Source organism: Thermophilibacter provencensis (genome assembly GCF_030372065.1).
GTDB classification, from domain to species: domain Bacteria; phylum Actinomycetota; class Coriobacteriia; order Coriobacteriales; family Atopobiaceae; genus Thermophilibacter; species Thermophilibacter provencensis_A.
Window position 1 is genome coordinate 15,986 of record NZ_JAUDEA010000004.1, and the last position, 10,508, is coordinate 26,493.

6 protein-coding genes and 1 pseudogene are annotated in these 10,508 nt (G+C 64.7%); 3 read left to right on the plus strand and 4 right to left on the minus strand.

What is annotated here, in order from left to right:
• Window positions 1–24: 24 nt before the first annotated feature.
• A complete protein-coding gene (gene purE / locus QUW25_RS03675) occupies window positions 25–486 on the minus strand; it encodes a 5-(carboxyamino)imidazole ribonucleotide mutase (protein ID WP_289510880.1) in 462 nt (153 codons plus the stop codon).
• 184 nt (window positions 487–670) lie between these two features.
• Between purE and QUW25_RS03680 the strand changes: the two genes are divergently transcribed.
• Window positions 671–1,549 (plus strand): pyridoxamine kinase, encoded by an 879-nt coding sequence (locus QUW25_RS03680; protein ID WP_289510881.1) that lies wholly within the window; start codon window positions 671–673, stop codon window positions 1,547–1,549.
• Between the two features lie 130 nt (window positions 1,550–1,679).
• On the opposite strand, the gene QUW25_RS03685 is transcribed toward QUW25_RS03680, so the two are convergent.
• The 3 genes from QUW25_RS03685 to QUW25_RS03695 form a co-directional block, all read right to left on the minus strand.
• Complete coding sequence (locus QUW25_RS03685; protein ID WP_289510882.1) at window positions 1,680–3,242, minus strand: DUF6273 domain-containing protein; 1,563 nt, start codon at window positions 3,240–3,242, stop codon at window positions 1,680–1,682.
• A 138-nt stretch (window positions 3,243–3,380) separates the two neighbouring features.
• Entirely contained in the window at window positions 3,381–4,178 is a 798-nt protein-coding gene (locus tag QUW25_RS03690; protein WP_289510883.1) for a hypothetical protein, read from the minus strand.
• Window positions 4,179–4,574: 396 nt separating this feature from the next.
• Window positions 4,575–6,323, minus strand: coding sequence for an ABC transporter ATP-binding protein (locus tag QUW25_RS03695; RefSeq protein ID WP_289510884.1), 1,749 nt, complete (start codon window positions 6,321–6,323; stop codon window positions 4,575–4,577).
• A gap of 189 nt (window positions 6,324–6,512) precedes the next feature.
• Between QUW25_RS03695 and QUW25_RS03700 the strand changes: the two are divergent.
• Together QUW25_RS03700 and QUW25_RS03705 are read left to right on the plus strand one after the other, a co-directional pair.
• Window positions 6,513–7,758 (plus strand): annotated as a pseudogene (locus QUW25_RS03700) (IS256 family transposase).
• An 877-nt stretch (window positions 7,759–8,635) separates the two neighbouring features.
• A complete protein-coding gene (locus tag QUW25_RS03705) occupies window positions 8,636–10,102 on the plus strand; it encodes an ATP-binding protein (protein ID WP_289510885.1) in 1,467 nt (488 codons plus the stop codon).
• Window positions 10,103–10,508: the final 406 nt, after the last annotated feature.

The following is a 10,508-nucleotide window of genomic DNA, read 5'->3' on the forward strand; positions in this document are numbered from 1 at the left end:
GGCTCCTTGTCGCTTGTCGCGGGATTACGCCTCGGCCATCTGGCGCTTGAGCTCCACGATCTTCTCGCGATACTCCGGCATGGTGGCGCCGAGGATCTGCGTTGCGTAGATGGCGGCGTTCTTGGCGCCATTGATGGCGACGCAGGCCACGGGCACGCCCGAGGGCATCTGGACCATGGAGAGCAGCGAGTCCATGCCTCCGAGGTCGGAGGTCTTCATGGGCACGCCGATGATGGGCAGCGGCGTGAAGGCGGCGACCACGCCGCCGAGGTGGGCGGCCTTGCCGGCGGCGGCGATAATGACCTTGAGGCCGCGATCTGCCGCGGAGCCCGCCCACTCGTGGACCTTGTCGGGGTTGCGGTGGGCACTCGCGATGACGAGCTCGTACGGAACGCCGAGCTCCTCGAGCTGCGCGGTGCACGCCTCCATCGTGGGCATGTCCGACTTTGAACCCATGATGATTCCAACAAGCGGCTGGTCTGCCATGATGCTCCTCTCGGCTGTCATATCTGCTGTCCTCCCAGTATACGCGACCTGCGGGCGCGGGCGCCAAGGACGGCGTGGCTGACGGGGGCGACGGGGCTGACAGCCACGCCGTCCTTGGCGCCCGCGAGTGCTATGCTTTCCCCTTGTACGCTGGTCCATCAGTCCGCGGACAAAGGAGAATCCCATGAACAACGCCAGCAATCTGTACCTCTACCAGCGCGAGGGCGGCTACCTGCCGCGCGTGGCCGCCGTTCACGACCTGTGCGGCTACGGCAAGTGCTCCCTCGGCATCGCCATCCCGGTGCTCTCGGCGGCCGGCATCGACGTCTGCCCCGTACCCACCTCGCTCTTCTCGGCGCACACGCGCTTTCCCAAGTTCTACATGCACGACACCACGCCCATGCTCACCGACTACCTCGACGCCTGGCACGAGGAGGGCATCGAGCTTGACGGCATCTACTCGGGGTTTCTGGGCTCGGCCGAGCAGGTCGACGCCATCCTGCGCCTCTATCGCGAGTACCCCAGCGCGCTGCGCGTCGTTGACCCGGTGATGGGCGACGGCGGCTCAAAGTACCCCACCTACACCGACGAGATGTGCGAGGCCATGAAGGGCCTGGTGGACGGCGCGGACGTGCTCACGCCCAACCTCACTGAGGCCTCCATCATCACCGGCATCGCCTACGAGGGCCAGGACGTTGACGAGAAGTACGTGCGCCAGATGATGGACGCGCTGCTCGAGATGGGTGCAAAGTCCGTGGTGCTTAAGGGCGTGGTCCACGAGGGCGAGAGGATCATCCGCAACTACGTGGCCGTTGCCGGCGGCGAGGGCGTCGACGAGGTGGCCGGCGAGCTGCTGCCGTACATGCTGCACGGCACCGGCGACCTCTTTGCCTCGGGCCTCACGGCGGCGATCTACGCCGGCCGTAGCCTGCACGACGCGGTGGCGTTTGCCTGCGAGCTCGTGCGCGACGCCATGCGCATCACGCCCGACCAGCCCGACTACCAGGTGCGCGGCGTGAGCTTTGAGAGCGTCCTCGGAAACGTGACCGCACTTCTCGCGTAACAGTCGCTGGCCCGGCGCCAAAGGGGGATGATGACAAAGGTGACGGGGTAAGTTGTCACCATGGGTTTCATGGTGACAACTTACCCCGTCACCTTTGTCATCATCCCCCTTTGGCGCCGGGCCAGCCTTTCTACAGGCAGAAACCAACCAAGATGGCGTTAGGCGTGATGGGACGGTGGTCGTACGAGGTGATGCCGTCCGGGGAGACGCACATGAACCAGCGGCTGTTGGTAACCTCCGGGCTGCGCAGCCACCAATAGGAGCCTGAGAGTGCAACGGCGGAGCCGCCGTCGGTCCACGTGACGCCCAGATCCTCGAAGAGCTGGTACTGCTCGCCCTCGGACTCGTAGGCGCCCATGCGCTTGCCGCCCGTGACCTCACCAACAAGCTCGGAGTACGACGGCACCCACAGCACGTCCTCGGTCACGATCTGCTGGCTGCCCCTGCCCTGAACGGGGTTGGTGGTCTTGTTGACGGCAACCACCACGTCGGCGAGCTCCTCGGGCAGGAGGTCCGCGCCCTCGTCCTCAAAGTAGGCGCGCAGGGAGGTGTCCTTCCAGCTGGTGGCGTCCTCGCCCGAGTCCATGGAGAGGCTGTCAAAGGGATCCTCGGCAATGAAGGTGATGCCCGCCACGCCGGAGCCGTCGGCCTTCTCGTCCTGGCGGAAGCCGGCAACGCGCATGGAGACCTCCGTGCCGCTGGTGAGCTCGAGGGTCTTGGTCTGCGTGCCGTCCAGCTTGCCGTCAGCGCCGCAGAGGTTGTAGCTCTCCGCGAGCTCAAGGGCGTCGGCGTCGGACGAGGCGTCGGCGATAAGGGCGGAGATCTGCGAGAGCTCCTGCCAGGAGTAGTCGTCAACGGCGGAGCGCACCTCGGGGGCGTCCTCGGGGAGCGTCTGGGCGTCGGAGTCCTCGTCATCCGCGGTCAGCGGCGGGATGCTGCCGTCCGAGGGCGGCTGCACCTGCGGGACGGGCTCGGGCTCGGGAGCGAGCGGGCCAATCCAGCTGGTGGCAAAGACGCCGAGAAACACCGCGATGATCGCCGCGGCGGCCACAAATGCCGCGATCGCAAAGAGACGGTCGCGAGAGGCGCCCATGGACTTAGCGCGGTCGCGCAGGTTGTTCACGAGGTCGGTCGCGACGTTGCCCTCGCGGGACTCGGCAGCGGGCTTCTCGGTGTGCTCGGGGGCGTGCTCAGCCGCCGCGTCCTCGGGGGCCTTCTCGCGCTTCTCCTCCGCCTCGACCTTGGGCCCAGCGGTCTCCTTTGCGGCGTGGCTGGCGGGCCATGCCGGGCCGTCGGAGATCCTGCGATCGGAGTAGGGCGAGCGTGCGGCGTGCGCGGCGTAGGGGCGCGGGGCGCGCGGGCGAATCCTCGTGGCGCGCGGGGGCGGCGCGAGCGGGACGAGCGGGACGGCGCCCACCGCCGTGGGCTCGAGCGGCTCCTCGAGCTTCTTGGCGGCGGGCATCGCGTCCGCCTCCATCTGGTACTCCCTGGTGGCGTCGGGGTCGGGAGCGGGCTCGCCAGCAGCCTCGGGGGCGGCATCCGTTACCGCGGTGGCGTCGGAGTCGGCCTCGCCCTCGGGCTCCTCATTGTTTGGCGTGGCGTCGCTATCTGCAGCGGCCTCGACCGGCGTTCCGCAGATGAGGCAGAACCGCGCGCGGTCGGGCAGCTCCTCGCCACACTTCTTGCACTTCATGGGACCCCTCCTCGAATTGTTCACACACTTCCACACGTTAGCATGAAGAGGGGGCAACGGGCGGCCAAACTGACCGTTAGGCTGCGTATTGCCGGTAAGTTGAACCAACTCGCAGCGCCAAGCGGCGCGGACGCAGCGCTAGTTGCCGGAGAGGATCTCGACGGGCGTGAACGACGTGGTGATCTGGTCGCGCAGCTCCTCCTGAACGACGTCGTCGATGCCGGTGATGCTGCAGGAGAACTGCACCCCCGCCTCTGACTGGGTCTTGGTCCAGACAAAGGTCATGAACGAGGTGACGTCGCCCGTGGGCTTGAGGAAGCCAAAGAACGAGGACTGCTGCATCTTACCGTCATCGCCAACGTGCACGCTCACGTGGTAGACCACGGTGTCGATGTTGGGGTTGAGCAGGGCGTTCACGGCAAAGGCGGTGGCCTGGACCTGCGAGCCGGCAAAGCACTCGAGGGCGTTCTGCGAGTTGGTGTCTATGACGGTGACCTCGATGCGGCCGGTGTTCTCGTCGGCCTCCTGCACGGTGAAGTCCTCGGGGAACTGCGTGAAGCCGTTGCCCCATTCAACGCCACCGGAGAGCGCAGAGGCAACGGTGCGGACGTTAGCCTCCTCGGCGAGGTTGGCGGTGTTCGCGCGACGCATGAAGCCAAAGGCCACCTGGCCGATGACCACAACAGCCAGGAAGATGACCACAAACAGGACGGCGGTCTTGGTGATGACCTTGCCGACGTTTGAGCCGGAGGGATCGTCCTCGGAAAGCGGGTCGATGTCGAGCGAGACACCCTTCTCCTTGCGGTGCGCCCTCTGGCGGCGCGCGCGCTCCTCGTCGGTATGGCCCGTGTGATCGACGCGCGAGAACAGCTCCTCGGCCTCGTCGGCCGTAAGGGCGCCCTTCTGAATGCGCGCGACTTCGCTCTTCTTTGCCATCTGCTCTCTCCCGCGACGGCACTCCCGCCGCGACGGCTCGCCTTCCTGCTGCTCAGCCAAGTATACGCAAATCGGGTGGTATAGCGTGCGCCATCAGCCGGCCAGCAGAGTATGCACACCCCTCACAGTGGGCTCAAGGGGCTCACTCTAGAGGAAATATGGTCCTTCGTGTAGCGCCGGGCATCGCTGAACGAAAATCTGCCCCTTCGTGTAGCGTAATTTCGAGGGGCCCGGAAGTAGCCAACTGGGACGATTCGCGCCGCTAGCGGGCTGATACTCGTCCGAACCTCAGGATCAGCCCATTTTTCACGCTACACGAAGGGGCAGATTTCCTCGCCAGAAGACCTGGCGCTACACGAGAGACGTTTTTTCGGCTAGAGCCGTCACCGGGGGGTGCTACTCCGCTCCGTCGGCAAACTGCATGTGGTAGTAGCGCGCGTAGGTGCCGCCGCGGGCGAGGAGCTCCTCGTGCGTGCCGCGCTCCGCCACACGCCCGCCCTCCATGGTGACAATTTCGTCAGCATTCTTGATTGTGGAGAGCCTATGGGCAATGACGAGCGTGGTACGACCATGGGAGAGCTCGGCGAGGGACTCCTGAACGGCCTGCTCGGACTCGTTGTCCAGCGCCGAGGTGGCCTCGTCAAAGATGAGAATCGGCGGGTTCTTGAGGAAGACGCGCGCAATGGCCACGCGCTGCTTCTGGCCGCCGGAGAGGTGGCTGCCGCGCTCGCCGACCTCGGTCTCGTAGCCCTCGGGCAGGGTCTCGATGAACTCGGCGATGTTCGCCTTGCGCGCCGCCTCTTGGATCTCCTCGATGGTGGCGTCCGGGCTACCGTAGGCAATGTTCTCCGCAATGGTGCCGTCAAAGAGGTAGACGTCCTGCTGCACCAGGCCAATCGCCTCGCGCAGGCTCCGCTGCGTGACCTCGCGCACGTCCTGGCCGTCAATGGTGATGGAGCCCGAGTCCACGTCATAGAAGCGCGGCAGCAGCGAGCACGTGGTGGTCTTGCCGCCGCCGGAGGGCCCCACGAGCGCGATGGTCTCGCCGGGACGAATGTCCAGCGTGAGACCGTTGATGACGCCGTCCTCAGGCGAGCCGTCGGCGGCCTTGTACGCAAAGTGGACGTCGCGATAGCTGATGGCGCCCTCGGTCACGCGGATGGGGCGGGCGCCCGGCGCGTCCTGGATGTCCGGCTGGGTGTCGAGCACCTCGCAGAAGCGGCGGAAGCCCGCGATGGCCTTCTGGAACGTCTCCGTAAAGTCCAGGATGCTCGTGATCGGCGTGGTAAAGAGCGAGATATAGAGCGCATACGTGGCCAGGTCGATGGCCTCCATCTGCCCCTGCGCAATGAGCCAGCCGCCAAAGACCACCACGGCCGTGTTGAGGGCGCCCATCATGACCGCAATGGCCGCCTGATAGCGCCCCATGGCGCGATACATCCGCGTCTTGGACGCGAGATAGGCGTCGTTGCTGCGGCGGAACTTCGCGCGCTCCACGTCCTCGGCCGCAAAGCTCTTGACCACGCGCACGCCGGCCAGCGAGTCCTCCAACCGCGAGTTCACGCCCGAGATGCGAACCCGGTTCTCGGTGTAGACCGCGCGCATCCGGTAGTTGGCAAACGCGTTATACACAACGAGAAGAACCGCGATAAGCGCCAGCACGCCCGTGAGCGGCAGGTTGATCGTGGACAGGATGATAAAGGAGCCCGTGACCTCCACAATGCCGATGAGGATGAACTCCGGCCCGTGGTGGGCCGCCTCGGAGATGTCAAAGAGGTCAGAGACCAGGCGGCTCATGAGGTCACCGGACTTGTTGTGATCAAAGTACGAGAAGCTCATGCGCTCGTAGGCGTCAAAGAGGTCCTCGCGCATGCGGCTCTCCATGCGCGCGCCCATGACGTGGCCCCAGAAGATCACGAAGTAGCGGCACACAAACCGGATGGCGTACATGCACACCAGGCCCACGGCGAGGTAGGCCAGCGCGCCCATGATGGCGTCGGGGCCCTCGGTGAAGAGGCCACCCGTGAGGGTGCGAAGGATCTGCGGGAAGGCGAGGTCGATGCCGGCAACGGTGATAGCGGCGATGATGTCGATGACAAAGAGGTGCATCTGGCCCTGATAGTAGCCAAGAAAACGCTTGAACATGATGGTGCGACACTCCGATGAGACGATGGTATGAGCGCGCTCTAGCGTACCACGCGCACGCGAACTCGGGGTAACGTACAATTTCTTGCGCACTTTGACAGCGGCATAGCGCCCAGGTAAGGAAGGAGGGCACGGCCCGCCCCGGTATGATTCGAGCTGTCGAGACAGGAGGCATATTGGAGGAAGGCCATGCCCGAGCCCATCGCAACACCGAACGAGGAGTCCCTGAGGTCCGACCTGCGCGAGCTGGTGAGGAGGACGGTCGAGGAGATGCTCAACGGCCCTCTGGACGAGGAGGCCGGAGACCTCGTGGGCGCCGAGCGCCACGGGCGCACCGCCGACCGCGAGGCCTACCGCGCGGGCCACTACGAGCGGAAGCTCGCGACGACGTCCGGCGAGGCGACGATCCGCATGCCCAAGCTCAAGGGGATGAGGTTCACGACCGCGATCGTCGAGCGCTGCCGGCGCCGCGAGACGGGCGTCGAGGAGGCCATGATAGAGATGTGCCTGGCGGGCGTGTCCACCGGGCGGACCGAGGACGTGAGCGAGATGCTCTGGGGCCCCGGCGTCTCGGCCGCCACCGTCTCGAACCTGAACGAGAGGGCCTTCGAGGCCGTCGAGGAGTGGCGCAACGGGCCGCTCGAGCGCGCCTGCCCCTACGCCTGCGTCGACGGCATCCACCTCAGGCGCAGCTGGGGAGGCTCATACGAGAACGTCGCCGCGATGGTCGCCATCGGCGCCGACGACGACGGCCACCGCGAGGTCATCGGCGCCGCGGAGGGGTTCACGGAGTCGGCCGGGTGCCGGCGCGAGCTCCTCTCTTGGCCGAGGTCGCGGGGGCTGCGCGGCGCGCGCGTGTCCGCCGGAGACAAGGCCGCCGGGATGGTCGGCGCGATCGCCGAGGTCTTCCCGGGGGCCGCCTGCCAGTGCTGCACCGCGCGCTTCTGCCGCAACGTGCTGGCCAGGGTCCCCAGGTCCAGGCGCCCCACGGTCGCCGCCACGCCCGAGGCCATGCGCGCCATGGAGTCGCGCGAGGCCTCCGAGGCCAAGGCCCTCGAGGTCGCCGGGGGGGCTCGAGCGCATGAGGCCCGGGGAGGCCGCGAGGGTCGCGCGGGAGGGCTTCGCCGAGACCCTGACGCACACCAGGCTCCCCCGCGAGCGCTGGCGGCGCATGCGCACCAACAGCGCCATCGAGCGGCCCGACCGCGAGATCCGCAGGCGGGCCCGCGTGGTCGGCGCCTTCCCCGACGGCAGGTCGGCCCCCATGCTCGCGACGGCCCGGCTCAAGTACGTCGCCGAGAGCGAGCGGGGCTCGAGGCGGTACCTGGACGTGACGCTGCTGGAGGAGTGGCCGCACCGGATGGCGGGCCTAGGGGCTGTCGGAAAGTGCGCAAGAATCTTGACACTACCCACAGTGGTGCCCACACACAACTAGACGTGTGCCAGTCTAGACCATCCGTCGAGAGCTTTTTCAAGTTTTCGGCAAGTTGTCATGGCTTTTTCTTAAAAACCAGCAGGTAGATGTACCTGAATGTACCCCCCTCCACAATTGATTTTATATAATGCTGCCTGCAGAGGTCATTTGCGGAGGCTCCTGAAGGTTAAGGATGTCTTCCGGTTTCTCGAAGGCGGTTGAAGCCGTGACTTTGCCGCTTTGGTCGGTCTGTTCGATTGCTAGTTTTATAGTGAGAACGTTTTCAGCGTTGTGAGGCGGCAGGTATCGAGGGACCTGCCTTTCGATGCGCCTGTTTACGGTCTTTCGGGGGCGAAAACACAAAAACAGCATAGCCCTTTAGAACGTTTGGTTGAGGGGCTGGGCCGTTTGCCGATGCGATGGCAACGTCCTTCTTGCCTGGAGCGATGTGTGCTAGTGCTGGCGGGTTCGGTTGTGGCTTGGGCACCGCGTACGGGCCGCTGGGCGAGGTTGTGTACAGTCGCCCCGGCATTGTGTACACAGCTACGGGATATCCGTTGTTCTTCTCGTTGCGTTTGCGCAGGTAGATGTGGTGTCTCCAGGTAATCAGGGTTGCAACTGTGTACACAACGCGGCGGGGAGTGTACACAAAGCCCGAGACGGTGTACACAAAGCCGGTGGGAGGCATCGGGATTCACAGAGTTCAGCTGGGGCAGCGAGGGCGGGTCGGCGGCGTTCTCTATATCACTCATAATCATCGTTTGGGGCATGGCGCGCCCGGGCGGGCTGCCGCAGGGCGCTGAGCTGGGGGTTTGAGGCTCTTCTTTCTTGTGGGGCGTTGATTTCTCTTTATCATCTCTATATCATCTGTATATCAATCTCGTGAACGGAGGTGCCTATGAGCGACGAGGCAATGGTCGAGCTCCTGCTTTCTCTTGCCCAGCTTCCGGAAGAAACGGAGTGGCTCGAGTTTAAGACCGACAACTCGGACGCGACCGCCGTTGCTCGGGACATCTCGGCTCTTGCCAACTCCGCGGCTTACAGCGGAAGGAGCTGCGCCTACAAGATCTGGGGCATCGATGACCAGTCTCGCGAGCTTGTTGGCACCTCCTTCAGGCCTCTCAGCCAAAAGGTAAAAGGAAACCAGCTTCTTCCCATTTGGCTCAAGCGCGTCCTCTCCCCTAACGCAACCTATGAGTTTAGCGAGACGCATCACTCGGGCAGGCGCTTTGTCATCCTCACCGTTTGGGCAGCCGTCAGGCAGCCCGTCACCTACGATGGGGTTGCGTACATTAGGGAGGGGTCAAGCACAACGCGGCTCGAAAGCGCCTCTGAGCGGGAGGTTGTCTTGTGGCAGAGGCTTCAAACGAGGGATTTTGAGAGCCTCGCCGCCAAGCAGGACGTGTCCGCTGAAGACCTCGGCGGCCTTCTTGCCGTTGACGCCTTCTATTCCGCCCTTGCGCGACGCACCCCCTCCGACTTTGAGGAAATCTGCAAGGACCTTGTTGCCCAAGAGCTTGTGATGAGGCAAGACAACGGTCGCTACACGATTACCAATCTGGGGGCGCTTCTCATTGCGCGGCGGCTCACGGACTATCCTGCGCTCAGGAGACGCCAGCTCCGCGTTGTGAGATTTGAAGGCACCTCGCGCACGAGCATCATCGAGGATCGGTTCTTTGACGAGGGATACGTGCTCTCCCTCCCGAAGGCCGAGGCGCACATCATGTCCGTCACGCCGGCGCGCGAGGAGCTTGACGGGATGTTTCGTCGCGTACGCACGGCGTTTCCGCAGGCCGCGGTGCGCGAGCTCCTCTCCAACACCGTCATCCATCAGGACCTGGCAAACACGATGCAGTACCCAGAGGTTCACATCTTTGCCGACAGGCTCGAGTTCACCAACCCCGGTACGCTGCTTGTTCCCGAGGACCGCATTCTCAACGCGCTCCCAAAGACGCGCAACGGACGCCTTGTGGACATGCTGCGGCTCATGGACCTGTGCGAGGAGGAGGGCACGGGCTGGGACCTGACCATCGAGGCATGCGAGGAGGCGCACCTCCTCTCGCCGGAGATTCGCTCAGTTGAGGGCGAGGGGACAACCGTCACGCTTTTTTGCGGCGGCGGGTTTGACAGAATGACCAAGCGGCAGCGCATGGAGGCCGTGTACTGGCATGCGTGCTTGGCGTACGCACGTCGTTCGGCCATCAACAACCAGAGCATTAGGGAGCGGTTTGGCCTGGACGGCTCTCAGAGGAGCCGACTTGCGGTGTCGCGCCTGATACGGGAGTGCTGCGAGCAGGGGCTTATCAAGGACGAGGATCCCGACGCGGGAACGCGGTACCGGAGGTACGTGCCGGCGTGGAGCTGAGGGCGGGCGCGGGTCGCGCGGGCGGGCCGGCGGCGGCGTTCTCTATATCACTCATGATCAACGCTTGGGGCACGGCGCGGCCGGACGGGCTGCCACAGGGCGCTGAGCTGGGGGTTTGATGCTCTTCTGTCTTGCTTGGCGTTGATTTTTCTTTATCATCTCTATATCACCTGTATATCAGAGCGCATCATTGGCGCCGTCGCGGATCTGACGGTGGAGCGGGGCCGGCCGTTGTTATCCCCGTTGGAGAGTAAGAACGGGGTCGCGCGGCGGCTCGGAAGGCTTGCTGGCCGTGTTGTTACGCTCGAACGGGAGTAACAACACGGTTGGATATCGGTTCGAGGGGCCTCTCAATCGAGTTGTTACGCCCATTGGTGGGTAACAACGCGGGCAGGTCGTGGATGCG

What these genes read in the sequence shown, in the direction of transcription:
- purE (WP_289510880.1), bottom strand. Translation starts at nt 486, where the DNA reads ATGGCAGACCAGCCGCTTGTTGGAATCATCATGGGTTCAAAGTCGGAC.
- QUW25_RS03680 (WP_289510881.1), top strand. Translation starts at nt 671, where the DNA reads ATGAACAACGCCAGCAATCTGTACCTCTACCAGCGCGAGGGCGGCTAC.
- QUW25_RS03705 (WP_289510885.1), top strand. Translation starts at nt 8,636, where the DNA reads ATGAGCGACGAGGCAATGGTCGAGCTCCTGCTTTCTCTTGCCCAGCTT.
- QUW25_RS03690 (WP_289510883.1), bottom strand. Translation starts at nt 4,178, where the DNA reads ATGGCAAAGAAGAGCGAAGTCGCGCGCATTCAGAAGGGCGCCCTTACG.
- QUW25_RS03695 (WP_289510884.1), bottom strand. Translation starts at nt 6,323, where the DNA reads ATGTTCAAGCGTTTTCTTGGCTACTATCAGGGCCAGATGCACCTCTTT.
- QUW25_RS03685 (WP_289510882.1), bottom strand. Translation starts at nt 3,242, where the DNA reads ATGAAGTGCAAGAAGTGTGGCGAGGAGCTGCCCGACCGCGCGCGGTTC.